The organism is Mycobacterium sp. 48b (assembly GCF_048282725.1).
In the GTDB taxonomy this organism is placed as follows: domain Bacteria; phylum Actinomycetota; class Actinomycetes; order Mycobacteriales; family Mycobacteriaceae; genus Mycobacterium.
Window position 1 is genome coordinate 1,869,040 of record NZ_JBLVUL010000001.1, and the last position, 26,802, is coordinate 1,895,841.

25 protein-coding genes and 1 pseudogene are annotated in these 26,802 nt (G+C 66.5%); 10 read left to right on the forward strand and 16 right to left on the reverse strand.

All coding sequences use genetic code 11. The annotated features are described in order from the left end of the window. Nucleotides 1-23: 23 nt before the first annotated feature. Entirely contained in the window at nucleotides 24-1,517 is a 1,494-nt protein-coding gene (locus tag ACNQR1_RS08815; protein WP_418045421.1) for an exopolysaccharide biosynthesis polyprenyl glycosylphosphotransferase, read from the reverse strand. Nucleotides 1,518-2,345: 828 nt separating this feature from the next. Here ACNQR1_RS08815 and ACNQR1_RS08820 point away from each other — a divergent pair. From ACNQR1_RS08820 to ACNQR1_RS08845, 6 genes are read left to right on the forward strand one after another with little or no spacing between them, the layout of a single operon-like run. Next, on the forward strand, nucleotides 2,346-3,416 hold the full coding sequence (locus tag ACNQR1_RS08820; RefSeq protein ID WP_418045422.1) for a glycosyltransferase family 4 protein: 1,071 nt from the start codon (nucleotides 2,346-2,348) through the stop codon (nucleotides 3,414-3,416). Beyond that, complete coding sequence (locus tag ACNQR1_RS08825) at nucleotides 3,413-4,624, forward strand: glycosyltransferase family 4 protein (RefSeq protein ID WP_418045423.1); 1,212 nt, start codon at nucleotides 3,413-3,415, stop codon at nucleotides 4,622-4,624. Before ACNQR1_RS08820 ends, ACNQR1_RS08825 begins: the two co-directional genes overlap by 4 nt. A gap of 46 nt (nucleotides 4,625-4,670) precedes the next feature. Further along, nucleotides 4,671-5,918 (forward strand): lipopolysaccharide biosynthesis protein, encoded by a 1,248-nt coding sequence (locus ACNQR1_RS08830; protein ID WP_418050316.1) that lies wholly within the window; start codon nucleotides 4,671-4,673, stop codon nucleotides 5,916-5,918. Beyond that, nucleotides 5,915-6,916 (forward strand): CgeB family protein, encoded by a 1,002-nt coding sequence (locus tag ACNQR1_RS08835; protein WP_418045424.1) that lies wholly within the window; start codon nucleotides 5,915-5,917, stop codon nucleotides 6,914-6,916. The genes ACNQR1_RS08830 and ACNQR1_RS08835 overlap by 4 nt, the downstream gene beginning before the upstream one ends. After that, a complete protein-coding gene (locus ACNQR1_RS08840) occupies nucleotides 6,906-7,484 on the forward strand; it encodes a YdcF family protein (RefSeq protein WP_418045425.1) in 579 nt (192 codons plus the stop codon). The genes ACNQR1_RS08835 and ACNQR1_RS08840 overlap by 11 nt, the downstream gene beginning before the upstream one ends. 11 nt (nucleotides 7,485-7,495) lie before the next feature. Then, on the forward strand, nucleotides 7,496-8,644 hold the full coding sequence (locus tag ACNQR1_RS08845) for a glycosyltransferase (protein WP_418045426.1): 1,149 nt from the start codon (nucleotides 7,496-7,498) through the stop codon (nucleotides 8,642-8,644). Nucleotides 8,645-8,710: 66 nt separating this feature from the next. On the opposite strand, the gene ACNQR1_RS08850 is transcribed toward ACNQR1_RS08845, so the two are convergent. From ACNQR1_RS08850 to ACNQR1_RS08860, 3 genes are all read right to left on the reverse strand, one after another. Further along, a complete protein-coding gene (locus tag ACNQR1_RS08850; RefSeq protein WP_418045427.1) occupies nucleotides 8,711-10,792 on the reverse strand; it encodes a hypothetical protein in 2,082 nt (693 codons plus the stop codon). Between the two features lie 228 nt (nucleotides 10,793-11,020). Then, complete coding sequence (locus tag ACNQR1_RS08855) at nucleotides 11,021-11,482, reverse strand: SRPBCC family protein (RefSeq protein ID WP_418050317.1); 462 nt, start codon at nucleotides 11,480-11,482, stop codon at nucleotides 11,021-11,023. A gap of 132 nt (nucleotides 11,483-11,614) precedes the next feature. Continuing rightward, nucleotides 11,615-12,085, reverse strand: coding sequence for a MarR family winged helix-turn-helix transcriptional regulator (locus ACNQR1_RS08860; protein ID WP_418045428.1), 471 nt, complete (start codon nucleotides 12,083-12,085; stop codon nucleotides 11,615-11,617). A 250-nt stretch (nucleotides 12,086-12,335) separates the two neighbouring features. On the opposite strand from ACNQR1_RS08860, the gene ACNQR1_RS08865 reads away from it, so the two are divergent. Genes ACNQR1_RS08865 through ACNQR1_RS08875 form a run of 3 tightly spaced genes read left to right on the forward strand, consistent with a single transcriptional unit; the run spans nucleotide 12,336 to nucleotide 16,121 of the window. Further along, a complete protein-coding gene (locus tag ACNQR1_RS08865; protein WP_418045429.1) occupies nucleotides 12,336-12,830 on the forward strand; it encodes an MmpS family transport accessory protein in 495 nt (164 codons plus the stop codon). Next, nucleotides 12,809-15,667, forward strand: a complete 2,859-nt coding sequence (locus ACNQR1_RS08870; RefSeq protein WP_418050318.1) for an RND family transporter — start codon at nucleotides 12,809-12,811, stop codon at nucleotides 15,665-15,667. Before ACNQR1_RS08865 ends, ACNQR1_RS08870 begins: the two co-directional genes overlap by 22 nt. Nucleotide 15,668: 1 nt before the next feature. Beyond that, nucleotides 15,669-16,121 (forward strand): hypothetical protein, encoded by a 453-nt coding sequence (locus ACNQR1_RS08875; protein ID WP_418045430.1) that lies wholly within the window; start codon nucleotides 15,669-15,671, stop codon nucleotides 16,119-16,121. 34 nt (nucleotides 16,122-16,155) lie between these two features. Here ACNQR1_RS08875 and hchA read toward each other — a convergent pair whose 3' ends face one another. The 8 genes from hchA to ACNQR1_RS08915 form a co-directional block, all read right to left on the reverse strand. Continuing rightward, nucleotides 16,156-17,040 (reverse strand): glyoxalase III HchA, encoded by an 885-nt coding sequence (gene hchA / locus ACNQR1_RS08880; protein ID WP_418045431.1) that lies wholly within the window; start codon nucleotides 17,038-17,040, stop codon nucleotides 16,156-16,158. A gap of 75 nt (nucleotides 17,041-17,115) precedes the next feature. Continuing rightward, on the reverse strand, nucleotides 17,116-17,826 hold the full coding sequence (locus tag ACNQR1_RS08885; protein ID WP_418045432.1) for an anti-sigma factor domain-containing protein: 711 nt from the start codon (nucleotides 17,824-17,826) through the stop codon (nucleotides 17,116-17,118). Beyond that, on the reverse strand, nucleotides 17,823-18,404 hold the full coding sequence (locus ACNQR1_RS08890; protein ID WP_418045433.1) for a sigma-70 family RNA polymerase sigma factor: 582 nt from the start codon (nucleotides 18,402-18,404) through the stop codon (nucleotides 17,823-17,825). The genes ACNQR1_RS08885 and ACNQR1_RS08890 overlap by 4 nt, the downstream gene beginning before the upstream one ends. A 2-nt stretch (nucleotides 18,405-18,406) precedes the next feature. After that, a complete protein-coding gene (locus tag ACNQR1_RS08895) occupies nucleotides 18,407-19,174 on the reverse strand; it encodes a DUF1295 domain-containing protein (protein WP_418050319.1) in 768 nt (255 codons plus the stop codon). 8 nt (nucleotides 19,175-19,182) lie between these two features. Then, a complete protein-coding gene (locus ACNQR1_RS08900) occupies nucleotides 19,183-20,451 on the reverse strand; it encodes a class I SAM-dependent methyltransferase (RefSeq protein WP_418045434.1) in 1,269 nt (422 codons plus the stop codon). Further along, the gene (locus ACNQR1_RS08905; RefSeq protein WP_418045435.1) at nucleotides 20,448-21,194 is read right to left on the reverse strand and encodes a DUF1365 domain-containing protein; all 747 of its coding nucleotides are present in this window, start codon (nucleotides 21,192-21,194) and stop codon (nucleotides 20,448-20,450) included. The genes ACNQR1_RS08900 and ACNQR1_RS08905 overlap by 4 nt, the downstream gene beginning before the upstream one ends. Next, entirely contained in the window at nucleotides 21,188-22,489 is a 1,302-nt protein-coding gene (locus tag ACNQR1_RS08910) for an NAD(P)/FAD-dependent oxidoreductase (RefSeq protein WP_418045436.1), read from the reverse strand. The genes ACNQR1_RS08905 and ACNQR1_RS08910 overlap by 7 nt, the downstream gene beginning before the upstream one ends. Before the next feature lie 43 nt (nucleotides 22,490-22,532). Beyond that, the gene (locus ACNQR1_RS08915) at nucleotides 22,533-23,348 is read right to left on the reverse strand and encodes an LLM class F420-dependent oxidoreductase (protein ID WP_418045437.1); all 816 of its coding nucleotides are present in this window, start codon (nucleotides 23,346-23,348) and stop codon (nucleotides 22,533-22,535) included. 62 nt (nucleotides 23,349-23,410) lie between these two features. Here ACNQR1_RS08915 and ACNQR1_RS08920 point away from each other — a divergent pair, with 62 nt between their 5' ends. Continuing rightward, complete coding sequence (locus ACNQR1_RS08920; RefSeq protein WP_418045438.1) at nucleotides 23,411-24,508, forward strand: glutamate--cysteine ligase; 1,098 nt, start codon at nucleotides 23,411-23,413, stop codon at nucleotides 24,506-24,508. Between the two features lie 5 nt (nucleotides 24,509-24,513). On the opposite strand, the pseudogene ACNQR1_RS08925 reads toward ACNQR1_RS08920, so the two are convergent. From ACNQR1_RS08925 to ACNQR1_RS08940, 4 genes and pseudogenes are all read right to left on the reverse strand, one after another. Further along, nucleotides 24,514-24,924, reverse strand: a pseudogene (locus ACNQR1_RS08925) (gamma-glutamylcyclotransferase family protein); the annotation flags it as partial. Then, entirely contained in the window at nucleotides 24,925-26,151 is a 1,227-nt protein-coding gene (locus ACNQR1_RS08930; RefSeq protein WP_418045439.1) for an Nramp family divalent metal transporter, read from the reverse strand. A 90-nt stretch (nucleotides 26,152-26,241) separates the two neighbouring features. Beyond that, the gene (locus ACNQR1_RS08935; RefSeq protein ID WP_418045440.1) at nucleotides 26,242-26,472 is read right to left on the reverse strand and encodes a hypothetical protein; all 231 of its coding nucleotides are present in this window, start codon (nucleotides 26,470-26,472) and stop codon (nucleotides 26,242-26,244) included. Nucleotides 26,473-26,527: 55 nt separating this feature from the next. Next, nucleotides 26,528-26,794 carry a hypothetical protein gene (locus tag ACNQR1_RS08940; protein WP_418045441.1) on the reverse strand — a complete coding sequence of 89 codons (267 nt, stop codon included), beginning with the start codon at nucleotides 26,792-26,794 and terminating at the stop codon, nucleotides 26,528-26,530. Between the last annotated feature and the right edge of the window lie 8 nt (nucleotides 26,795-26,802).

A 26,802-nucleotide genomic window follows, 5' to 3' on the forward strand; every position in this document is an offset into this window, starting at 1 on the left:
CCGTTTCGCCCGGGCGACCGCGGTCAGTAGGCGCCCTCGCCGCGCACCACCGCGCGCACTGTCTTGGCGACGATGCTCACGTCAAGTCGTATCGAGCAGTTGTTCACATAGGACACGTCATGCCTGATCGACTCGGCGGGCGACAAGTTCGATCGGCCACTCACCTGCCATTGACCGGTGACGCCGGGCTTCACCAGCAGCCGGCGCCGCATGGTCTCGTCGTACGCATCGACCTCGCGCTGCACCTGTGGTCTGGGGCCGACAACGCTCATGGTGCCGCCCAGCACGTTGAAGAACTGCGGTAGTTCATCGAGGCTGTACTTGCGAATGAACGCCCCGACCGGGGTGACCCGCGGGTCCGACTTCACCTTGAAAAAGACCGGAGTGCTTTCTGTTGACGCGATCATCTCGGCAGTGTCGCGGTCGGCTCCGGTGCGCATGCTGCGGAACTTGACCATCCGGAAAGGCCCGCCGTTCAAGCCGATCCGCTCGGAGATGTAGAAGACCGGGCCCGGGCTGGTCAGCTTGATGGCCGCGGCGATCACGGCCATCGCGGGTGCGGTGGCGGCGATGGCCACCGCGGCGAAGGCGATGTCGAAGACTCTTTTCGACATCGAGCGAGCACGGCGATAGCCCGGAGCCAAGATCTCGAGGATCAGCATGCGCGCGGAAGGATCGGCGGCGTCGGGCGTCTCCGTGGCCACGGCGAGGTCGACATGGGCACGTTCGAGGTCGGTTGCCAGATTGCACAACTCTTCGGGTCCGAGGCGGTCGGTCGACGACGCCGCGACGAGCTGGGCACCGGTCTTCTGTGCTGCCTCGAGGATGTATCGCTCGTCGCCGACCACCGGAACCTTCTGATCGCCGACTCCTATTTCCTGCCCGGCGTGGCCGGGAGCGTCCGCGGTGCAGGCGCCGACGATCTCGAACTTGTCGCGTCGGTAGTACCGGATCGCAGTGGCCATGGCCTGCACGGCTTCGTGCCCGCCGGCCAACAACACCGGCGTTCTGCCGCCGGAGGCGCCCTTCACCCGTTGCAGCAGCAAGTAGCGAGCACCGATGGTGCCGACAACTCCCAACGGGATGGCGACGGCGAGATGCCGCAGATCCATTCCGTCGAAGTACAACACTCCACGCATGTGCGGGATGAAGCGCTGGACGATGTAGGCGACCGCCACGACACCGAACAACGGCACCGTCACGCCCACGACCATCTGTAGTTCATGGACGTGGGTGCGGAGCACGTTCTCGGGCGCCACGTTCCGCACCGACAGCGCAGCAAACCACGCCAACGCTATCAAGGCCAAGGTCAGCACATGCCGGTCACTCAGGCTCAGTACGTCTGGCAACCATCGCCGCACCACCAGCAGCGCGACGATCGAGCTCAGCGAGATGATGACAAGGTCAGCCGCCACCGTCCATCGACGGTATAGCGATACCAACGTGCTCACGCGTGGACCGGCGTCCTGCCGAATTCTTTTGCTGGTGTCTTCGCTCGTGACAGTTCTCACTACCATCGGTGTATTCGACCCCGTTCGATACGTCCGTAGCCATAACGGATGATTTACCTCGATGACCTGCAAAAATCCCGGTTCAATTCGCTTTCTGGTCATGTTCTGCGCTGCAGCCATAAACCAAATCGAGTGATATGGGTCACTGCGTTCAATGGCGTTCGCCCCGACGCAATAAGTAACGACCCCGGACAAGGTACTTCTTCAAGTTATGCCATCTGCTGTGCCCTGACGCAAACCCTGCATTCGCGCTCAATGGGTCGATCCGCTCCCGGTGTTGCCGATATATATGCAGGTAAAAGGGCTTGTTCGGGCACCTGCGCACCCGTCCCCTCGGTGTGGTCGATGTCTTGGCGTGACCTGGAGGGATATCGGGTATGTATCGAATCGTGGGACGGGAATGCGGAGCTGGGATGCGTTTCGGGCGATAACTCTCGGGCGGATGTTTCAGGTAACGTGAGTTTCTGATCGGGTCGACGGCAGGGGGTCGCGCAGCATAAACCCCCAACCTGGGAGGTTCCGGACAGCGCATCTCGGTGCCGCATATAACGTTTGTATCTCGGTGATGAAATCCATTTCTCAGGAGAAACTTATTCGTTTGGCAAGACTCCGGGCGGAGGGTCGCAGCAATCGAGGCACCCTCGTTCGCGGCGCCGTGGCCGGCCGCGGCACCGCGTCACCGTTGATCGCGCAGGCCGGACACGCGTCGCCGGGCCCGCTCATGGGTCGCCGGATCGGCCGGGGCGTCCGAATCCGGCTTCGAGCGCCCGAGCCGGGTTGTCGTCGGGTCACCACACAGCAAAGGCACAGATAATGGTTTCCGTCAGAGTGCACATGACCGGATCGGAGTGGTTCACCGCCCTGCCGGGTGGGCTGAACCGGTATTTCACCGATCTGTTCGGCGCGCTGCGCGTCCGAGACGGCATCGATCTCTCGGCGGCCGCCTTCGGTGATCCCCCGGCCGGTGGAGGCTCCTGGGGGGCCGCGGGTGGTTCGACGTGGTCACGCGTGGCCGCCGCGTTCACCGAGCGGTCGGGCCTGGAAAAGCCCGGCATCCTCGATCGCCACTTCTGCCTGTACGGCCCGGCTGCGATCGGTGGCGGTGGCCGCCATCGCCTGGTCGTGCATTTCCACGGCCCGTGGGCCGCGGAGAGCAGGTTCGCCGGCGCCACCGAGCTGCGCGCCCGCGCCAAATACCTGGTCGAACGGATCCGCTATGCGGGAGCGCAACGATTTGTCGTGTTGTCGAGCCACTTTCGCGATGTCCTCGTCGACGACTACCGGATCCCCGCGGACCGGATCGAGGTCATCCCGCCGGGCGTCGATCTCGACCGCTTCAATCCGTCGGCTGCGGTGAACCCGCCCGACGGCCGGCGAGTGGTGCTGTGTGTTCGCCGCCTCGAACACCGCATGGGAATCCATCGCCTCATCGAGGCCTGGCCCGCCGTCGTGGCCGCCCACCCCGACGCTCGTCTCGTCATCGTGGGAACCGGTACTGCCGAGAGCGAGCTTCGCCGGCAGGCGGCGGCTGCCGGCCTGGACCACAGCGTCCAATTCCTCGGCTGCATCGATGATTCGGCCTTGACCCGGTGGTACTCCCTGGCCGAGCTGACGGTCGTACCGACGATCACCCTGGAGGGCTTCGGCCTGATAGCCCTCGAATCTTTGGCAGCGGGCCGACCGGCCGTGGTCACCGATTGCGGGGGCCTTCCCGACGCGGTCCAAGGACTGGACCCGTCCCTGATCGTGCCCAAGGACAACTCCGAAGCGCTTGCGGCACGCCTGGTCTCGGCGCTGGACGGCGCCCTGCCCAGCCCGTCGAGCTGTCGCTCACACGCCGAATCCTTCTCCTGGACCGCTGCGGCGCAGCGTCATCTCTCGTTGTATTCCGAGTTGGTCGCATGACCGAACGACAGCCGATCCGGGCGATCTTCGTCGCACACACCGCCGCCCCCTCCGGCGCGGAGTTGGCGACGTTGCGACTGCTCACGGCATTGCGGACATCACAGGTGTCGGCGGCGGGCGGTGATCCTGCGGTTCAGCCGTCGGCCATCTTCACCGAAGACGGGCCCATGGCCGACAGGATGCGGGCGCACGGGATTCCGACCTTCGTGCTGGCCAACGACTTTGACAGCCGCAGTGTGACGATCCGGGACTCCGGGTGGCTGCGGCGCCTCACCGGGGCCGCGGCGTTGGTGCGCGTCGGCTGGTCACTCGGGGCAATGGCGCGTGACCACGGCGCGGACATCCTGGTGGCCGGCAGCACGAAGGCCCTGATCATGTCGGCCGTCGCCGCCGTCAGGGCTCGGATTCCGCTGGTCTGGCAGGTGCATGATCGGGTCACGACCGAATACTTCGGCCGGGCACTGGCTTTCGTGGTCAGAATGCTGGGTTGGCTGGTGACGACGGGGTACATCGCCAACAGCCGGTCGACGGCCGGCACTCTGCTCACCTGGCGCCGGCGGGCCGTAGTCGCCTATCCGGGTCTCGATTTCGACCGGCGGGCGGACGGGCAGCGGCAGCCTCAGCGACCCGGCCCGGACACCGTCATCGCCCTCGTCGGGCGGGTGACCCCCTGGAAGGGGCAGGACGTCTTCCTCCGGGCGTTGGCGCGGACGACGATTCGGCCGCGCCAGGTATACCTGGTGGGCGGCACGTTCTTCGGCGAGGAACCGTTCCAGGAGGAAGTTGCGGGCCTGGCAAGGGACCTGGACCTTCCCGTGATCTTCACCGGGCATGTCGACGACCCGACCGAGATTCTGCTCGACGCAGACATTCTGGTGCACTGCTCGGTGATCGCCGAACCCTTCGGGCAGGTGGTCGTGGAGGGGCTGCATGCGGGGTGCGCGGTGATCGCGACCCGCCCCGGTGGCCCGGCCGAGACCGTCGAACCCGACATCAACGGCCTCCTCGTCGACGCAGGCGACACCACCGGCCTGACCGCGGCTCTGGATCGCCTCATCGCCGATCCGCAGTTGCGAACCCGGCTGGCCGACGCCGGCCAGGTGCGCGCCCAGCAGTTCGACGTCGCAGATTCCGCGCGAACCGTGGCGAGCTTCCTCTCGGAGATCCTGGCCGCGAGGAACCCCGCGAGGAACCGGCACTGTGCGTAGAGCCATTCGAGAACGTGTCGAGCAGTACCCCCTGGCCCCGCGGCTGATGCGGCTGGCCAGGGATTTCGGTGCGGTTGTGTTCGGCAAGTACGGGCAGTACCTGACGACCTTGATCACGGTGCCGCTGCTGGCCCGGGTGCTGGGCCCAGCGGGAATGGGACTGCTGGCCGTCGGAATGGCGGCCTACTTCTTCGGTTCCATCCTCGTCGATCTCGGCATGACGCCCTTTCTGGCAGCTCGGGTGCCGGAGCTGCGCGATGCGCCGCAGCAGCTCCAGCAGCTCCGCGCGGACTACCTGGCGCTGCGTCTGACCACCCTCACCGTGCTCGGTCTGGCATATACCGCCGGCTGGCTGGCCGGGGTGCCGCCGCATGTCCACATGATCCTGCTCGGACTGTTCGCCGGCGGCCTCTGGTCCACCTCCGACGACTGGTTGCTCATCGGGCAGGGGCGGTTCGTCGCCTCGGCGCTGTACCAGGGCAGCGGCCGGATCGTCTATCTGGTGCTCCTGATCGCGCTGCTGCCGCATTCCCGTCATGCGACGACGGCGATGTGGTGTCTGCTGGTCTCATCCGTCCTGACCGTCGCCGGTACCTGGTGGGACAGCCAGAGGCATTTCGGCCCGGTGATCCGGCCACGGGCACCGGCCCAGATCCTGCGGACAAGCTGGCCCATCGTGACGTCGCGGGTGCTGACCACCGGCTACGGACAGGGCGCGCCTGCTGTGTATTCGGGCCTGCTCGATGCCGTCTCTCTTGGCCTCTACTCGGCGGGCGACCGGCTGGTGCGGGCGATGCAGTCGCTGCTCGACATGATCGGTCTGGTTCTGTTGCCGCGCATGGCACGCCGCAGTGGCCACGAACAGTTCTGGCGGCACGGTGTGCGGGGACTGTGGGCCAGTGTCGCGGTGGCCGCCTTCGCCGCGACCGTTCTCTGGGTCTGTGCCGGACCGATCGTCCACGTCATCTTCGGCGGCGAATTCGCACCGGCAGTGAGCTTACTGCGGGCCGAGCTCATCATCCTGCCGGCCAGCACCGTCAGTTCGTACATCAGCACCGCATTGCTGCCTGTCCGGCAGGACACCCACGGCATCCTCATCGCATCGATCGTGGGCACCGCGGCCTCGGCCGCCGGGTTGCTCACCGCCTCCTGGACCCACTCGGTGTGGGCCCTCATCGGCGGCACGATCGGCGCCGAAATCGGCGTCGCCTGCTGGTATCTGGCGCGGATGAGACACCTGGTCCGCCGGGAGCAGCGGCCCGTCCTGACAACAGAAGGGAGCGCCGGGCGATGAAGATCCTCTACATCGGCGATGACTGGGTGGGCAGCAACGCGCGCTCACTGGCCGACGGATTCCGGCAGGCCGGGCACGACGTGGTGGTGATCGACACCACACCGGTCACCCTGCCTGCCCGGCTCTCACCCTCCTGGGTCTACTCGAAGGCGGCAGGAAACCGCGCCCCGTGGCCACTTGCCGATGCGCACCGGCAGATCGAAGCTGCGGCACAAGAATTCAAGCCCGACATGTTGTTCGTCTTCAAGGGGATTCATCTGGACCAGCAGCGGCTGCTCAGTGTCCCGGCGCCGGTGCGCGTGCACTACAGCCCCGACGACGTGGGCAACCCGTACAACACCACGCCCGACTATCTGGCCCACGAGGCCGCGTGGGACCTCGTCGTCACCACCAAAAGGCACAACGTGCCCGAGTTGCAGGCCCGCGGCGCGCGCCGGGTGAAGTTCGTCCGCAGTGCCTATGACCCGGCGTGGCACCGGCCGTGTGCCAAACGCGGTGCGCGGCAATACCTCGTGGGGTTCGTCGGAGCCCAGCGCCCCGACCGGGCCGGGCTCATCACCCGGCTCGGAAAGGAACACGGTGGGAATCTGCTGGTTCGCGGACCGGGCTGGCGGCGGAAACCCGAATTGCGGGCCACCGGTGCCAGCGTCGGCGGTGCCGTCTACGGTGATCACTTCGCCGCCGCCGTGTCGTCGATCACCGCGAACCTGGTCCTGCTCAACTCGGACAACCGCGATACCCACACCTGCCGAACTTTCGAGATACCCGCGACCGGTGGCCTTTTCGTGGGCGAACGTACCGACGAACACGCCGAGCTGCTCACCGAAGGCGCCGAATGCCTGCTCTTCTCCGGCGAAGAGGAACTTCGCGACATCGTGCAGCGCTGTGCCCGCGACCCAGAACAGGCCAAGCGGATCGCCGCGGCCGGGCACCGGCGGGTGACCGGGGAAGCGCATCGGTACGTGGACCGGGCAAGGGAGATCATCGATGATCTCTGAACCTGAAGTGAGAGTTGACAAGCCGCGCGGGCGAAGACGGGCCTGGGTGGCGATGGTGGTTGTCTGCGCGATGCTCGCGGGCCTGATCGGCCTCGGCTGGAAGGTGTACCAGCATCCGCAAACCGACCCGTTGCGGCACGCCGATGCCATCGTGGTTCTGGGCGGCACCCCATATGAGCGTTTCGACGTCGGGTTGGACCTGGCCAAGCAGGGATACGCCCCGTACCTGTTGATCTCGCGGTCGACCGGTGCCGACGACCGCAAGATGGACAAGTACTGCCAGGGACACTTCGACTTCACCGTGAAGTGCTTCATCCCCGACCCGTGGACGACCGAGGGCGAGGCGCAGGAGATCCGCGCCGACGCAGCCAAATACGGCTGGCGGCACGTCATCGTCGTCACCTATACCCCCCATGTTTCGCGCGCTCGCTACATCGTCGGCAAGTGCTTCGACGGCGACATCACCATGGTCGCCAGCCCGACGAAGCCCGGGCTCGCCTATTGGTCGTGGATGTACATCCGCCAGACGGGCGGCTATGTGAAGGCCCTCCTGACCCCTGGATGCTAGGAGAAATACCCATGTCGTCACCGCGCGTGGCCATCGTCCACGAGCGCTTCACCGAGTTCGGCGGCTCCGAACTCGTGGTCGCCGAGTTCATGAAGACCTGGTCCGATGCAAAGGTTTTCGTGCCGATCACCGAACCAGCATGCCGGCAGAAGGTGCTGCACGCGGCAGGCCGGAACGAGGCCGACACCGACACATCCATTTCCGGGACGTGGCTGGACCGGATCTACTCCGCGACCGGACGGGCATCGCACGCTCCGTTGCTTCCCCTGATGCCACCGGCTTTTCGCGGGTTGCCGCTGCGCGATGACGTCGATGTCGTCCTGGTCAGCCATCATGCCTTTGCGACCCAGGCGGCGCTGGCCACCGACGCGCCTGTCGTCGCCTATGTGCACAGCCCGGCCCGGTGGGCCTGGGACCGGACGTTCCGTGATCACGAAATGGCCAGCCGGGCCGGGCGGTTCGCCCTGTCGGCCCTCGGTGGCCTGGCGCGGCGAGGTGAGCTTCGGGCCGCTCCGCGGTTGTCGCATGTGATCGCCAACTCGCAGGCCGTCGCAGCGCGGATCCGGGACTGGTGGGGCCTGCCGTCGAGCGTCGTCCATCCACCGGTACGCACCGACCGCTTCACCCCAGAGCTGTCAACCCCCCGCGAGGACTTCTACCTGTTCGCCGGCCGGCTCGTGCCCTACAAGCGGCCGGACCTCGCCATCCGCGCTGCCCAGCGCTCTGGAAATCGGCTGGTCATCTTGGGAGAAGGGCGATTTCGGGAGGAACTCGAGACCATCGCCGGGCCGGAGACCACCTTTCTGGGCGCCGCCTCCGATGACGTCCTCCAGGATATGTACCGCCGGTGCCGGGCACTGTTGATGCCGGGTGTGGAGGACTTCGGGATCGTCCCGGTCGAGGCGATGGCCTGTGGCGCACCGGTGCTGGCCCTCGGTGCGGGAGGGGCGCTCGACACTGTGCTGCCCGGCGTGACCGGTGAACACATGCCGCCGGGCGCCGATCAGGACGTCATCGACCGCCTGGCCGCGATGATGCGTGACTTCGATCCCGGTGACTACCGTCCACAGGTCATCGTCGACCACGCTGCGACGTTCTCGCCGGAGACCTTCCGGGCCAGGATCGCCGACGCGGTACTGGGTGTCACAGCTCGTACCTGATCGGTGTTCGGGGCGTCGCCACCGTCGTCGGGATGCGTGGGCCCGGCGTGTACGGGATGCCGGTGGTCAACACATCGGAAATGAAGAACACTTGGGCCCCTTTGTCCTTGGCTGTTCGGGCGCCTGGCGCGGACCCTGATCAGACCGTGGAGCCTTGTGTTCGGGCGGTGCCTGTCGCTCGGGCTTCTGCCGAGCGGGGGCCTCGTGTGAGGGCGGTGCCTCTCGGACCGGCGCTCGTTGGACCGGTGCCTCCCGAGCAGGCGGCTCCTGCCGAGTGGGCGCCTGTCGCGCCGGAGCCTCAGGAGCAGGTGCCTCAGCCGGTGGTTGCGGTGCGCTCCGCTGCTGCGGTTGTTCACGAACCGGCTTCTGCGCCGGTGGTTCTGGAGCGGTCTGCTGCCGGGAAGGCTCGTCGCGGGTCGGCGCCTCCTGCGCGGGTGGTTCCGGCTTGGGCGCCTCACGAACAGGGTCGTCCGAGTGGGGTGCCGAGTCCTCGCGGGGAGACGGCCCCGCAGGGTTGGCTGGAGCCTCCGGTCTCCGCTCGACCGGCGGGGTCCCTGCGCGGTCTGGGTCGCCTGCCCTCGGCGGCACAACCGTTTCCCCGGAGGACGGATTCGAGTCCGTTCCCGGAGGAACTCTGTCCGGCTGAGACTCGCGCTTGTCGCGCGGTTTGTCGGCCGTCGGCGGTGTGTAGGCGGGCGCCGGTTCGAGTTTGGGTGCGGTAAACCCGGGTGCCACCTTCGACGGCGGATCAGCCGGCACAGGTGCCGTCAATGCCGGTGGTGCGACTGACGTCTCGCGCTTCGTGGCGGCCTTCTCGGGCTGCTTACGCAGTGCCGACTCCGGCGGCGGCCCGGTGAGGCCGAGCTGGCGCGGCGAGAGTTCCTTGGTGAAGTCCCGCGTCGATTTGTCGGCGAGGCTCTTCATCAGCGGACCGGAGGTAGCCGTCGCCTTGTCGTCGGAGATGAACTGCGACAGTGAGGCGCTCAGCTTCACCACCGGGGACGACAGGTGGACGTCGACGTTCGTACGCACCGTAATGGCAGGCGGCGCCCAGTCGCGGTTGCGCGGGTTGTGCCAATCCCGGTCCCGGTTCCAGTTCTGGTACCGATCCGGGTTGAAGCCGTGGGCCTTGTTCCACTGCGTGCGGCGGTACACCGGATCGTGGATGTGGAACTTCCACTGGTAGTACTGCTTGTACGGGTGGTGGCGGTCGTACCAGTCCTGCCTGCGTGGGTCGCCCGGGTGGTCGCGGCGTTGGCCCCATTCATTGCAGCCGTTGCGATCCCAACCGTCGCGGTCATAACCGGCCCAGTTGTACCCGGACCAGTTGTATCCCCAGCGGTCATAGCCCCACCGGTCATAACCCCAGCGGTCGTAGCCCCACCGGTCGAAGCCCAGGAAATCGAACCCGTACCGGTTGTAGCCGCCGAGGTCGTAGTTGTACCAGTCGTAGGAGCTGTAGCCGTACAGCTGCCCCCAGGACGGGTCGTAATAACCCAGGTACCCGAGGTTCGGAGTCAATGGAGGATCCGCGGGCTGGGGCCAGTCCGCCGCCGGGGCGACCGGAACATCGGGTGGTGGTGGGATGAATTCGTCGGCACCCCCGCCCGCGTATCCCCAGGTCGGCGCAGACCCGCTCGTCAGCGTCGCGTCAGGCGACGGGGGTGGCGCAGCTGGTGCGGGCAACGCCACCAGCTGTTGCACCGAATCGGGTGTGTACTGCAGAAGTTGTTGTGTCAGCTGCAGATAGAGGTTCTGCAGACTGGTGCGCTGAGACGACGGGGACACGTAGTCCAAGCCTTGTTTGGCCTGATTGAGTGCTGTGCGCGCGTCGGTCAGCTGATCCGGTGTGGGCTGCTGTCCGCTCCCGAGGATGTCCTGTGCCCGCTTCAAGTCGTCGACGACAGCGGTCAAGGCGACATCTTGCGCGTGCTCGGGGAAGATCGCCTTCTGAACGCCCCACAGGGTGCCTCCCGGCGAGGTCGTGTAGGTCGCGCCGAGTAACCCGGCGACGAGTAGCACGACCAACCCGCCGGCGATGGCAACCTTGCCTCGGCGTGACCGGGGGATGAGCCTGCGTCGCCGCGGCAGCGGCTCGGCGGGCTTTAAGGACCTCAGGTCGACGGGTGGGGGGATGAGTGCAGTCATGCAGACCTCCTTGATGACGACCAGTGACCTGGTCACATCACTCCCGACCGCGTGATTTCCAGATGTTCAGGCGCCGATGCCGGCTCCGATATGTATGCCTACGCAATAATAAGCATAACTAAATGCCGCGCGGTGTCGCCATGGGGACCGGCCTTCCCGGCGGGATTCTCATCGATGCACAGCTCAGACACAGTTCCGGGTGGGAAGCGTGCGCCGGGACTGTGGCTGTCATTGCCCCGAACCCTCCACGACGGCCTTGATTCGTTCGAGCGTCTTGCGCATGTCGCGGACGTTGCGACGACGACGCAGTTGCCCACCGAGAAGTGAGAAGACGGTGGTGAACGCTCCCGGCGTCATCCGGAAGGATTCGGTGACGTCGGTGTCGGCTCCCGCGGGCTCCAACCGGTAGTGCCAGTTGTTGACCGACCGGTCGCCGACGAGCACTGCGAAGCCGAACTCGCGTCCGGGTTCGCAGGCGGTCACCTCGCAGGTCGTCCAATAGACGGGGCCGATCTCATTGCGCTTGACGTGTCCGCGGAACCGCGCGCCGAGCGCGGGTCCGGTCGCACCGCCCAGCCACTCGGCCTCCATCACCTCCGGCGAGAACTTCCCGGTATTGCGTACGTCGGAGATGAGGTCCCAGATGCGGTCTGCCGGCGCTGACATCCGCACCGTGACCGAGCCGTCCATGGCCATGGCATTCGCCTCCTCGGGGATCGGCGTCAACGTAGCACCGGTGCCGACGAGGACTACGTGTTTTCCGGGGTTCGCAGCGATGGTGGCCGGTGTGATTGTCGACGTGTGAAGGTCTCGGGGATCACCCTAGCCGTCGTTGATGTCGGGGGTGTCGGCGATCTCGCGCATCTGATCGACCAGTCGGGCCGCGACTTGGGCGGCGAGCCACAGCGTTGTCTGGTCTTCCTCGGGCAACCCGGCCAGCAGGGTGGCGATGCGTTGCTTACGGACGACGGCGCGTTCCTCCCACAGGCGGCGGCCGCCCTCGCTGACCTTCACCAGGCATGCCCGGCCGTCGTCGGGATCGCTGCAACGCTCCAGCAGCCCTTGGCTTTCCAGGCGTTGCACGAGCTGTGTCATGCCCGACTGGCTGGCACCCTCCGCCTCGGCGAGCGCGGTGACCCGCATCGGGCCCTCCCGGTTGAGGCGGACCAGTACCAGCGTCGCGCTGGCGCTCAATCCCTTCCGGTCGGCGAGGTGGCGCCACATCAGGTCGGCGCTCGCCACGAGCATCGCCGAAACCGCTTCCACGCTGCCGTCGGTGGCTGTGCTGGTCACGGCTCATTTATATCACTAATAGGAAGTAATAGCGGGGGATCAATGGCATCGGGAAGATGGTGCGACGGATGAGTGCCGGGCGCGCGCGGGGCATCGGTGCGCTGGCCAATAGCGCAGTAATTCGGGCGAGAATTGACCGGTGGTGCCATCCTCGCGCGGCGAAACGCAGCTGTCAGCCTGCTGTGAATGCGTGGCGCAGCGCTGCGGACATCTTGAGGATTGGTTCCTATATGCGATATATATTTCCGTCATGATCGGGGAGCAACCCGCGAGCCGGCGTGGCGATCGAGAAGCCAGTGGAGCCGGACGCAGACCACGAGGCCAAACCATCCTGACGAACGGATGGCTGCCCCTGGTCACCGTCGTCGCCGTCGGCGTGGGAGGGCTCGGGGTCTGGAAGGTGCACCAGATGTCCGAGCCGGGACCTGTGCCGTCGGTTCTCGCCGCGCAGGCGCCCGAGCAGTTCACCCCCAAGCAGCTCACCTATGAGCTGTTCGGGTCGGTCGGCGACGGCGGAATCTTGAGTTATGTCGACATCGACGGACACCCGCACAAGGTCGATCTCACCGAACTGCCGTGGTCGCACACCGAGACAACCACGCTGACAGTCGTGTCCGGCAGCATGTCGGCACAGGTCAGCGGGGGCCAGGTCGGGTGCAGGATGCTGGTCAACGGCGTTGTGCGAGACGAACAATCGTCCACCCACGCCGAAGCCGACGTCACCTGCCGGGTGAAGTCGGCATGAGCAACCATCGGGCGAGCCGGCCCGTCGTCGCGCGGTCGGTGCGCGTCCTGGCCGTGCCGATCATCGTGTTCTGGGCGCTTCTGGCGGTCACGACGAACACGTTCATCCCACAGGTCGAACGGGTAGCCGAAGAACTCGCCGGGTCGATGATCCCCAGCTATGCGCCGTCACAGGTCGCGATGCTGCGGATCGGTGAGAAGTTCCAGGAGTCCACCTCCACCAGCCTGACCATGCTTGTGTTCGAGGCCGACCGGCCGCTCGACGACGGCGACCACCGGTACTACGACGATCTGATGAACCGGCTCAAGCACGACCCCGAGCATGTGCAATACGTGATGGATCTGTGGGGCAAGCCCATCACCGCTGCCGGTGCCCAAAGTGTGGACGGCAAGGCGACTTTCGTGCTGTTGCGGCTCGCCGGCAACATCGGCCAGCTCCAGGCGAACGAGTCCGTGAACGCCGTGCGGGACATCATCGCCCACGACACCCCACCGCCCGGGCTCACGGTCTACGTCAGCGGGGCTGCGCCGCTGGCCGCGGACACCCTGACGATCGCAAACTCCAGCCTGAACAACATCACGATCCTGACGATCATCCTCATCGTGGTGATGCTGTTGGTGGTATACCGCTCGGTGGCCAACCTGCTGGTCCCGCTCGTCAGTGTCTTGATCGAAATGCTTGTCGCCAAAGGCGTCATCGCGACGCTGGGGCATTTCGGCATCATCCCGTTGTCGTCGTTCGCGGTGAACATTGTCGTGGCGCTGACTCTGGGGGCCGGCACCGACTACGGCATTTTCCTGCTGGGGCGCTACCAGGAAGCCAGGCAGGACGGCGAGAGCCGTGAAGACGCGTTCTACACCGCGTATCGCAGCGTCGCCCCCATCATCATCGGCTCGGGTCTGACGATCGCCGGCGCGTGTTACTGCTTGAGTCTGGCCCGCCTGGACTATTTCCACACCATGGGGCCGGCGGTGGCCATCAGCATGCTGTTCACCATCGCCGCCGCCCTGACGCTCGCGCCGGCGATCCTCACGCTCGGCAGTCTCTTCGGTCTGTTCGATCCGAGGAAGGTGACCAAGGGGCATCTGTACCGACGGATCGCCACCAGCGTTGTCCGGTGGCCCAAGCCGATCTTCGTGGCGAGCAGTGCCATCGTGATGATCGGTGCGGTGTTCGTCCCCACGTTCCGGGTCAGCTATGACGATCGCGCCTACCAACCTGCTTCTGGTGCAGCCAATCTCGGATTCGAAGCCTCCGATCGGCACTTCTCGCAGAGCAAGCTGTTCAGCGAGATGCTGATGGTCGAGAGCGACCACGACATGCGCAACTCGGCCGACTTCATCTCGCTGGACCGGGTGGCCAAGAGCCTCATCCGGCTACCCGGTGTCGCCATGGTGCAGAGCATCACCAGGCCGCTGGGCCGGCCGTTGGAGCACGCCACGATTCCCTACCTGTTCACCACCCAGGGCAGTGGCAGCGGGCAGCAGCTGCCGTTCAACGAGCAGCAGAACGAGAACACCGACAGGCAGGCCGAGATTCAGGCTCGTTCGGTCGAGGTGCTGCAGAAGGTGATCGCGCTGACCCAGCAGATGGCCGATGAACTGCATTCGACGGTGCTGACACTGGAGAATCTCAAGCAGGTCACTGATGACATGAACGCCGGGATCTCCAATCTCGACGACTTCCTGCGGCCCCTGAAGAACTATTTCTATTGGGAACCCCACTGTTTCGATATCCCGGCGTGCTGGGCGATGCGCTCGCTGTTCGATTCGCTCGACGGTATCGACAGCCTCGATGCACAGATCGCTGATGCCGTCACGTCGTTCGAGGCCATCGACCGGCTGCTGCCGCAGATGATCTCGCAGCTGGAGCGGATGATGGCCGACAGCCGGTCGCTGCTGGGCGTCATCACCAACAACTACGGCCCGTCCCATCTGCAGACCACCCAGACCGATCAGACCTACTACGACCTGATCAACGTGGGCAACGACTTCGATCAATCCCGCAGCGACGACTTCTTCTACATCCCCCGGGAGGCGTTCGAAAACGAGGACGTCAAGACCGGCATGCAGTTGATGATGTCGCCGGATGGCAAGGCTGCCCGGTTCATCGTCACCCACGAGGGCAATGCCATGGGGCCGGAAGGAATCGATCACGTCGAACAGTTCCCCGACGCGATCAAGGCCGCGCTCAAAGAGACATCGCTGGCCGGTTCCAGGATCTACATCGGTGGCGCCGGCTCCAACAACAAGGACATCAAGGCCTATGCGGCGTCGGATCTGCTCATCGTGGCGATCGCCGCGTTCGTCCTGATCTTCCTGATCATGTTGTATCTGACCCGCAGCCTGGTGGCCGCCCTGGTCATTCCCGGCACGGTGGCGTTCTCCTACGCGGGGGCATTCGGGCTGTCAATCCTGGTGTGGCAGCACATCATCGGCTTACATTTGCACTGGCTGGTGTTGCCGCTGACCTTCATCATCCTGGTCGCGGTCGGCTCCGACTACAACTTGCTGTTGATCTCCCGGGTGAAGGAGGAGTCGGGAGCCGGGCTGAACACCGGGCTGATCCGCGCACTCGGCAGCACCGGCGGGGTGGTGACATCCGCGGGCCTGGTGTTCGCCTTCACGATGTTGGCCATGTTGATCAGCGATCTCCGGACCATCGGCCAGGTGGGTTCGACGGTGTGCATCGGTCTGCTGCTCGACACGCTGATCGTGCGCTCCTTCGTCGTCCCATGCCTGTTGCGCTTCCTCGGTCCGTGGTTCTGGTGGCCGACATTCATCCGGCAGCGGCCCCTGCGGCAGCCGCTACCTCAACGGCAGCGAGTGGAGGTCTGACATGACGACGTCAAGCCTCTTCGGCATCCTGTCGATCGTCTTCTTCGCACTGATCTGGATTTTCGCCGTCGTCGCTTTCGGGTTCACGAGGCGGATGAGGGGTCACTCTCACGTCACGTCGGAACTCGGCATCGGCACGCTGTCGGCGACGTTGCGCAAAGTCCGCCGGCGCGAGCCCCTCTCGGACGACGAACTGAGCCTCGCGCAACAGGTTCTCTCCGACCGGGGCAGCGTGATGGCGCTCGCCGTTCCGGCCACCTTGTTCTGCATCGGATGTTTCTACGTCTTCGGCAGCCTCGAGCAGTTGCATGGACACACCCCGTCGGAGCGGACCTTCCTCGGCGTCTTCCCGATGCTGACGTCGACCAACATGGCGGTCCAGATCCTCCGGAGTGCACGGCTGAAACGGCGGCTCCCGAATCGGGCCCCGCCGGCGCAGACGTCCGCACCGTGAACGTGGGCAGGTGGGCGTCTGACGAGGACCCAGATCAGAGGTGACGCTCCAGCCCCAGCCCATCGAGTAGACAGTTGACGGCGAGTTTGCCCAGCGCGTCGGAAGCCAGTGGGCTGTCGCCGGTGAGCAGCCGGCGGTCTTGGTGCACCGTGCCGGCCATGTCGTCGTTGACGATCGTGAGCCCTTGCTTGGTCAGCAGGTCGGCGACGAGCCACTGCAGGCGCCCCGGTAGGTACCCGATCTCGATGTTGGGCCCTTCGTCGAGCGCGTCGGGGAACACGCACACCGAATATCCGGCGAATGGCGACTGGGCCTTGCCGAGGCCTGCGGCCAGCAGTGCCGCCGGACCGTGGCACAGGGTGATGATGAACCGGCCGTGGTCCAAGGCCCAGTCCAGGGTCCGGCCGACCGACTCGCTGCCGGGCAGCCCGACGACGGCGCCGTGGCCGCCGGGGATGAACACCGCCAGGTAGTCGGAGCCCGGCTTGAGATCCTCGACCACCTCCGACAGCCGGATCGGTTGCTTGAGCTTGGGTTTGAGGGCCTCGTACGTCGACATCACGGCGTGGTCCTCGTGGGGCATGGCCCACAACTCCAGCTTGGCCGGGTAGCCGGAGATGGTCGCGACGTCCACGTCGAACCCGGTCTGCATGAGATGGTGCAGCGGCAGCAGCGTCTCCACCGGATGGTTGCCGGTGGAGAACATCTTTCCGTTCTGGCACAACACATATCGCTCTTCGGTGGCGATCATCAGCACCTTCCACCGGCCCTCGGTGTAGGCGCCTGCGTGTTCGACTCCGGAGAAGTCGGTCTTGGCTGCGGTGTACTGGCTCAACGAGTACGGGGAGGGGAAGTAAGCGTTGTCCTCGGCCTGATCCGGGGTGGGCTCCTTGCTGAGGTCGGCTGCGTCTTGTGACATCACGTTCACCACTTCCTGTTCCCTGTTCGGGCGGCTGAGGCCAGTGATACCCGGCTTTCGGCCACCTCATGCGTGTCACCGCAAGGGCAGTTCCGCGAAGATCGGAGTGGTCGGTGCAGTCGAACCGCTACCCGGCTCGACCGTGAAGGCCAGTGCCGATGCGTTGCCGAGGTCGGGGAGGACCGCCGTGGTCGACGGCGCGACGGCGGCGGAGTCCATGGTGCCCGCCGATTCGGGCTCGCCCTCACGCAGCAGCCACATCTGGTAGACCGTGCCGGTCTCGGGGGGCGTGACACCGTTCATCACCAGCACACCGGCGTTGCGTTCGCGGGAGAACACCACCGTGGCGGTGCCGCCGGTGGGGATCGACCCGGAAACGGTCCGTACGTCGGAGGCGCCGAAGATCTGCTCGGCCGTTGTCGTCTGCGGGCTCGGGCGCAGCGCGATGCCGATGCCGACGCCGGCGAGGGCGATGACGACGGCAGCCGCGGCGGCCAGCGTCGCGTTACGCCAGCGCGCGGTGGGTCGCAGTTCACGTACCGTCTCGGAGCTCACTGCTGCCAGCACCCGTTCTCGCAGATGCGCCGGTGGCTCGACCGCCGTGCTCACCGAGAGCTGAGCCATGGTCTCGCGCACGGCGCGTACCTCGTCGGTGAACTGCGCGCTCACCTCCTGCGGCGCTGTGGCCAACCGCTGTTCGATGTCCACGCGTTCGCTGTCGGATACCGCGTGCAGCGCATACGGCGCCGCCAGCTCGATCAGGTCGGGGTCAACCGGTCCGGTCATGCGGCCCCCAGGCAGTTACGCAGGCCGCGGAGGGCGTCGCGAATCCGCGATTTGATGGTGGCGAGGTTGGCCGCCAGCCGTTGAGAGACCTGGCTGTAGGTCAGTCCGTCGTAGTAGGCGAGGTGGATGCACTCGCGCTGGGCATCGGTCAGCGAGGACAGGCAGTCGGCGACGCGTCGCTGCTCGTCCTGGGTGATCACGGAATCGGCGACATGGTCGGCCGGCGGCTCCACACTGGACGCGCCGTAGCGGGACTCGCGCTGGCTGGCGGCTTGTTCGGCGCGCACCCGGTCCACCGCCCGCCGGTGTGCGAGCGTCATCAGCCACGCCATCGCGGAGCCCGCCGCCGGGTCGAAGCTGTCCGCGGTACGCCACACCTGGAGGTAGATGTCCTGGGTGGTCTCCTCGCTGTATCCCGGGTCCCGCAGAACCCTGGTGACCAGGCCGAACACCCTCGACCGCGTGTGGTCGTACAGTACGGCGAATGCGTCGATGTCGCGTCGGGCAACCCGCCGCAGCAACGCGTCGAGTTCGGCGGTCACCCACAGCAGCCTAGCCACCGGGGCCTGCGCCGTCACGTTTATCCGGATCTCGGTGGTGTCGGGATGAAAAATGAAGTGCGCGAACAGTATTCCGAGAACCCCGGTCGGCCTCTCATATGCTTCTCGGCCAGCCGGGCACCGGTGGCGTACACCAGGAAGTACGTCATCGACACCGGGGACAGCACCGTCGCCAGCGACAGCCAGCCGCAGATGGTCACCAGCCACAGTCCCCACCACACGCAACAGTCGCCGAAATAGTTGGGATGGCGGGTCCAGGCCCACAAGCCACGGTCCATGATCGTGCCCCGATTGGCCGGGTCGGATTTGAACCGGCGCAGCTGGTGGTCACCGACCGCTTCGAACGCCAGCCCGACGGCCCAGATCAGTACGCCCACGATCAGGACGGGTCGTAGGGCGGCCGGGGTCGGACCCAAGGTGGACGACAGCTGGACCGGCAGCGAGACGAACCAGGTTGCGGCCCCCTGGATCACGAATATCTTGCGCAGCACGTGACCCGCCGAGTAGTCGCCGCCCAGCAGCTCCTGATAGCGCGGATCCTCACCCTTGCCCGCGGACTTGAGTGTCATGTGCCAGGACAGCCGGCCCGCCCAGAGGGTGATGAGCACCAGGAGCAGGATGCGCCGGAAGAGGTCGCCGGTACCGAGGACGGCGCTGACCGTGGCGACCACGATGAACCCGATGCCCCAGGCCACGTCGACGACGTTGTACCGCCCGAGGTTTCGGCCGATCAGGAACGTCGCCCCGTGTACGACGGCGAGTGCGGCCAGCGATACCGCGGCGACGATGAGCAGGTTCACCGGTGTCCTCCTGTCGGGGCGAATGTCCACTGGTAGACGTCGAGATAGCCGGAGGCGAATCCGGCCTCGGAGTACGCCAGGTACAGCTCCCACATGCGGGCGAAGACGTCGTCGAAACCGAGCGCCGCCACGGTGTCACGGCGCGAGACGAACCGTTCCCGCCACAGTCGCAGGGTCTCGGCGTAGTGCGGCCGCAGCGACATCATGTCGACTGTGCGCAGCCGGGTCTGCCGTTCGGTGAGACCGATGATCGCTTCGGTCGACGGCAGCAGCCCGCCGGGGAAGATGTACTTCTGGATCCAGGTGTGCGTCCCGCGCGAGGCCAGCATGCGATCGTGCGGCATGGTGATGGCCTGAATCGCGACCCGGCCTCCGGGGGTGACGAGCCGGTCCAGCGCCCGAAAATAGGTGGGCCAGAATTGGTATCCCACGGCTTCGACCATCTCGACCGACACCACTGCGTCGTAGCAGCCGTCGACGTCGCGGTAGTCGACCAGGTCGATGCGGACCAGATCCGACAGGCCTGCCGCCGCCACCCGCTGCCGGGCCAGGCGTTGTTGCTCGGCCGACAGGGTGATCGAGCGGATCCGGGCGCCGCGCTCGGCGGCGCGGATGCACAGTTCGCCCCAGCCGGTGCCGATCTCGAGCACACGGCTGCCCGGCCCCACGCGGGCAGTGTCGAGCAGTCGGTCGATCTTCCGGCGCTGGGCGTCGGCCAGGCCGGCTGCCGTGCCCGGAAGTTGCGGGAACAGCGCACTGGAGTAGGTCATGGTCTCGTCGAGAAACTCGGCGAACAGCTCATTCGACAGGTCGTAGTGTGCCGCGATGTTACGCCGGGACTGCGAGGGGTCGTTGTGGGCGGAACGTGGGGATCGCGGCAGTGTCACGGTCCGGAACCGTTGCAGCGCAGCGGGAACCAACTCGCCCATCGACCTGCCGAACTCGGTGAGCAACGCGACGAGATCCTTGGAATGCCACTCACCGGCCATGTATGACTCGCCGAACCCGATCAGGCCGTGGCAGCCGATCCGGCGGGCCAGGGCCTTCGGCTGTTCGACGACCATGGTCGGCAGGGTTGGATCGGCGGCCCCGATCACCGTGCCGCCGGGCAACGTCAGGCGTACCGGCAACGTCGCCACCGCTCGTCGGAGCAGCCGGTCGGCGACGGCCCCGGAGATGGCGGCAACCGGTCCGCCGGGCGGACGTGCCACATCGGGCCACCGGGCGGGATCGATGACGGGATGCGTCCCGGTCTGGATGCTCACAGCGGACTTCCTTGGTGGTCGGTGGGAATTGCCGTGGGTTCGTCGGAGAGTCGGGGAATCACCGGAACCCGGCGCAGCCACAACTTGATCCCTTCGATTCGGATGGCGAGGGCCCCGGCCAGCGGGGCCAGCGGCGCGGCCAGTTGCAGCCGAAGGATCTCCCACGGGGTCGCCGGCCTGCGTTCTCCGCGCATGGTGGCCACGAACGCCGGATGACCGTGGCGGTGAAGCGAAATCGTCACGTCGAGGTGTTGGCCGGGTTCGGGAGCACGGACCCGGTAGTGGCCCTCGACCGCATTGAACGGTGACACGTACATGCGCTTGGGCACGCTCGCGGGTCGCCCGGCGGGAAGCAGATAGGCATGTCGCTGGCCGTAGGTGTTGTGGACCTCGGCGACCACGAAACGCAGCGTCCCCGAGGGGTCGTGGCACCAGTACAGGCTCAGCGGATTGAAGACGTATCCGAGCACCCGCGCCTGGAGCAGAGCAGTCACCTTGCCGCCGCCGAGGTCCACGTCGTGTGACCGAAGAAATGCGTCGACGCGTTGGCGCAGTGAGTCTTTCGGTGCACCCGTGAAATGGTCGCGGACCTCGAACCGGGCGAACGGCCTCAGCCAACGCGGCAACTGCGGCATCCGGTCGACATCGAGGTACCAGCTGTATCCGCGATAACTGAAGCGGTGACGCACAGGGGCCCGGCGGATGTGGGTGATCCGGGTGCGGTACAGCGCGGGGGTCAGCATGCCAGCGGCTCCGCAACCGTCCCACCGGCCCATCGCGCGCCCAGCCGCTCGGCGGCCCGCAGTCCCGATGCCGCGCCGTCCTCGTGGAATCCCCAGCCGTGGTAGGCCCCGGCGAAGACGATCCGGTCGTCGTCGAGCTGAGGCAGGAGTGACTGCGCGGCCACCGATTCGGTGGTGTAGGCCGGATGGGCGTAGACCATCTCGGCCACGACCTTCGACGGGTCAACCCGGTGGGCTCCGCCCAGGGTCACCAGATAACGCCGGGCCCCGCCCAGCCGCATCAGTCTGGTGATGTCGTAGCTGACGGTGACGGTGTGGTCGTCGGGGTCGACCAGGTAGTTCCACGAAGCGCGCGCTCTCGGCAGGTGTGGCAGCACCGACTCGTCGGTGTGCAGCTGAGCCTGGTTGAGGCTGTAGGGGATGGCTCCGAGGATGTGTCGTTCGGCCTCGCTCGGGTGGTCCAGCATCAGCAACGCCTGGTTGGGATGGGTGGCGACGACAGCGGCGTCGAACCGTCGGGGCGGCTGTCCGTCGACTGTGACCAGCACGCCGTCGGCAGATCGGCGCACGGATCGCACATGTGCACCGGTCACCGCCTCGGGCAGTCGCGACACGATGGCGTCGACATAGTTGGCCGACCCGCCGACCACCGTGCGCCACGTCGGCGAGCCGAACACCGACAGCATGCCGTGGTGCTGCAGGAAGACGAACAGGTATCGCGCCGGGTAGCGCAGTGCCTCACCGGGCGGGCATGACCACACCGCGGCGACCAATGGGGTCATGAATCGCTCGGTGAAATACCGGGAGAACCCGTGCCGGTGCAGGAACTCGTCGAGGGTTTCCTCGTCTCCGGTTGCCGTGCGCCGCAGCAATTGGTTTGCCAGCCGGTGAAATCGGGTGATCTCGCCCAGCATCAGCAGATAGCGTGGCCGGCCCACATTGGACCAGCTGGGGAACAACCCGCCCAGGCCGCGAGCCCCGGCGTACTCCAGACCGGTGCCGTCATCGCGTACGGACATCGACATGTCGGTGTCCTGCGTACGGATCCCGAGCTCGTCGAACAGCCGGCACAGGGTCGGATACGTCCGGTCGTTGTGCACCAGGAAGGCGGTGTCGAGGGCGAGCGTATGCCCGTCCTCGACGACGTACTGGGTATGGGCATGCCCGCCGAATCGGGTGTCGGCCTCCAGCAGGGTGACCCGGTCGCGCGCGGACAGAACATGGGCCGCGGTCAGGCCGGCGACGCCGCTACCTATCACCGCGACGGCACGCCCACCAGGATGAATGTGTTCCACACCCGGTATTCGGAGCCGGGCCCGGCCCGGATGGGAAGATCCCCTATCGGAGTTCGGCGATCACCTTCCCGAACGCCTCGGCGTGGGCGATCTGCACGATGATGTAGGTGATGCCGTACTTCTCGCGCAGACCGCGAATGCGGTCGGCGATGGCGCTGACCGACCCTGACAGCACGCCGGGATGCCGCAGAAGCTCTTCGTCGCTCAGCCCCGGCAGGAAGTGGCGGGGGACGTTCAGAATGGGCATCTCGGTGCCGGGCGCGGGCATCGCGGTGACGGCGATGTTGAGCTCCAGTTGGTCGAACCGGTCGCCTGCGGCGTTGCGCAGGAAGGAGATTCGGTCGGCCAGCGGGTCGCCGTCGACATGATCGCCACCGGTCAGGCCGATGATGTCGGCGGTCTGGGCAGCTACCGTCAGGAGCCGATCGCCGTTGCCCGCGATGAGGATCGGGATGTCGGGTGCGTGTTCTTTCAGGTACTCGGTGGTGTGGCGCAGATAGTCGATCCGGTCGCGTGCGCTGGGGAACGGCAGCTCGGCGGCCTCGAACTCCTCGCGCACGTAGCCGGCGCCCAGGCCGAGGTCGAACCGGCCGCCGGACAGATCGCGCAGGGCCGTGGCGTCGCGGGCCAGCAGCGCCGGTTTGTAGAAGCCGGCGTTGAGTACGAACGTCCCGACGCGCAACGAGGTGGTCGCCGCGGCAACCGCGGCCAGGGTCGGGAACGGGGCCGGTGCGCCGAGATGATCGGGCACGTTGAGCACGTCGAAGCCGAGATCTTCGGCCTGCCGCGCAGCGTCGGCGATCTGCGATTGGGACCCGGTGGCGCGCAGGCTGACACCGAAGCGGAAGTCGTTGGGCATCACCCGATCTTAGGCACGGCAGCTGCAGGTTTGGGGGCGTCTGCGGTGGGCAATTCTGAGCCGTGACGAGTCATCCGACGGTGGGCGTGGAGGAGGAGTTCCTGCTCGTCGATCCACAGCGCGGCGAACCGATCGCCCGGAACAAGCAGGTCGCGGCCTGCGCCGCCGAGCACGGGGTCGACCTGCAGTTGGAGCTGACCAGTTGCCAGGTCGAGACCACCACGGACGTGATGGACACCAGCGGCGCGTTGCGCACCGAGCTGACCAGGCTGCGCCGGATCGCCTCCGAGGCGGCGGCGGCCAACGGGGCGCAGCTGTTGGCTGTCGGGCTGCCGCCGACCGTGCCGCACAAGTTCCCGGTGACACCGACGGCGCGCTACCGCAGGATCGCCCACCGGTTCGGGATGATCGCCCACGAACAGGGCATCTGCGGCTGCCACGTGCACGTTGCGGTGCCCAGCCGGCCGCATGCCATCTATGTCAGCAACTGGCTGCGGCCGTGGCTGCATGTGCTGTTGGCGCTGACCGCCAACTCGGCGATCTACCGCAACACCGACAGTGGCTACGCCAGCTTCCGCAGCGTGCTGTGGTCGCGGTGGCCGAGTTCGGGACCTCCGCCGTATTTCGATTCGGCCGCGCAGTACGACGAAGCCGTCGCCATGCTGGAGCGGGCCGGCGTTGCCCTGGACGACGGCATGATCTATTGGGATGTCCGGCCGTCGGCGAATTTTCCGACCGTGGAGGTGCGGGTGTCCGACGTGCCGGCCACTGTCGCCGAGACCGTGTTGGTCGCCACGCTGATCCGGGCCGGGGTGATGACGGCGCAGCGCGCGCACGACGACGGCGAATCGGTTCCGCGCCTGGCGGATTGTCAGATCCGCGCGGCGCATTGGAAGGCCGCTCACGACGGGCTCGACGGCGATGGCATCGATCTGCTGGGAGACCAGTCGACGGTCCCGGTGCGGGACCTGCTGAACCGATTCGTCGAAACGGTGCGACCGGCACTGGTGGCGCTGGGTGACTACGAGATGGTGCGGGGCGAGATCGCCCGCATCGCCGCCGAGGGCAACGGCGCGATGCGGCAGCGTCGGGCCTGGCGTCGTCGGGGTGAGATCGCGGACGTGATAAGCGAATTGGCGGCCGCCGTGACCGGCGACTAGCCTGCCCAGCGGTGCAGGGATTCGACCCAGGCGTGCGGCAGCCCGTGGTGTGCCGCGCCGGCCAGGATGCGTTCCAGATAGCCCGGCCGCGGCGGTCCGGGTTCGACGCGATGGTCGATGTAGACCCAGGCGGGCTCGGGTCCGCCGGCGGTGTGCACGGTCAGCCGGTCCCGGCGGTAGCGCACCGGCACCCCCTCGGCCGCGTCGAGCGCGACCAGATCGTGGTCGGTGACCTGCCACAGAACTCCGTGCACGTGAGCTGCGCCGAGCGGTTCGATGGTGGCCACGCCACGCTGGTTGATCAGCCGGCTGTGGCCGTCGAGGCGGGCCGGCCTGGGATCGATCGCCCCCGGACAGCGCCGGGCCATCTGTGTCACGCACAGATTCGAGCCGTAGGCGAAGTACGGGTGAAGCATTCAGCCCGTGACGGTCAGATAGATCAGCACCACGTTGAGCACACTAATCAACCCGGCCACCGCCCAGCCGAGTGCGGTGGTGATGCGGTGGTTGACGTCGTCGCCCATCAGGGTGGCGTTGCTGGTCAACCGCACCAGGGGGATCAGCGCCAGCGGTATGCCGAACGACAGCACGACCTGCGACAGCACCAGGGCCCGGCTGGGGTCGACGCCGATGGCCAGGATGACCAGGGCCGGGATCAGGGTGACCATCCGGCGCAGCAGCAGCGGGTAGGAGCGACGAAGCAGTCCCTGCATGATCATCGCGCCCGCGTACGCGCCGACGGACGTCGACGCCAGGCCGGAGGCCAGCAGTCCGATGGCGAACAGCAGGGCAACCGTCGGGCCCAGGGTGTCGCGGACGGCGGCGTGGGCGCCCTCGATGGAGTCGGTGTTGTCGCGTCCCTGCAGGTTGGTGGCCGCGACCAGGAGCATGGCCAGGTTTACCGCACCGGCCAGCAGCATCGCGAGTCCGACGTCGTAGCGGGTCACCCGGAGCAGGCGTCGCCGCTGAACACCCGGCTCGGGGTGGCCGTGGCGGTCGCGGGCCAGGCCGGAGTGCAGGTAGACCGCGTGCGGCATCACGGTTGCGCCGAGCATCGCAGTGGCCAGCAGCAGGCTTTCAGCACCCTGGAACCGGGGGATCAGCCCGGCCGCGACCTCGGCCGCCGGGGGAGTCTCGACGAACAGGCTGGTGAGAAAACCGATGGCGATGATCAACAGCAGCCCGGTGATCACCCGCTCGAACACCCGTTGGCCGCGGCGGTTCTGCACGCTCAGCAGCAGCAGGGATACCGCCCCGGTGATGACTCCGCCGAGCAGCGGCGGCAGATCGAACAGGAGGTGCAGGGCGATCGCCCCACCCACAACTTCGGCGAGATCTGTTGCGACGGCGACCAATTCGGCCTGTATCCAGTAGGCGATACGGCTCGGGGTGCGGGTGTGGTCCGCCACCACCTCGGGCAGTGAACGACCGGTCACCAGGCCCAGCTTGGCCGAGAGGTACTGCACCAGCCCGGCCATGGCGTTGGCCACCACGATCACCCAGACCAGCAGATAGCCGAACTGTGCTCCAGCGCTGACATTGGCGGCGACGTTGCCGGGGTCGACATAGGCGATCGCGGCGACGAATGCCGGCCCGAGCAGCACCCAACTCGGCGTCGTGCGCGCCTTGGTGTCCTCTAACAACGCCCCTACCTTCTATCCGGGTATGCGAATAGAAAAGTTAGGGTAGCCGAAACCTCAAGGTGAAGCCACGTCGGGGGCGATAAGGGGGTGTCACCACCCGATGCCGATGCCTCCGAACCCGAACATCGGCCCATACCAGGGGCCGTAGTTGTTCATGGCCGGTGGAGAGGTGACGATCTGGCTGCTGCCGTTCGTCTGGCAGAGCGTGGTGGTCGGTGTCGTGTTAGTGCATTTCGGCGCGGCCGAGCCGTACGGGGCCGTGAGAATCGCCAAACACGGCACTGCCAGCAACGCGGCCACGCACCGAACGATGTTGCTCATGACCTACTCCGATCGATGGAGTAAGTCTACGTCTGAACGGTGCTGTCAGCGCTGGTCAGAGGACGAAAAATTCGTCATCCCAGGGGAACATCCCGTAGCCGGGCTCCGGTGGTGTCGAGTCGATCTGCACGTTGCCCTCGGACGCGCATTCGGTGGTCTGTCCACCCTCGACCGAGCTGCCGCCGGTCACCTCGCACTGGGGCAGCAAACGAGGCTCGCTGGGGGCGCTGGGTTCGGCGGAGGCCAGCGGGGCCAGGGCGATCGCCGCGCAAGCACCGCCAACCATCAGACAACCGGTAAGCGTGGTGAGACGAATTCTCATCGCGGCGC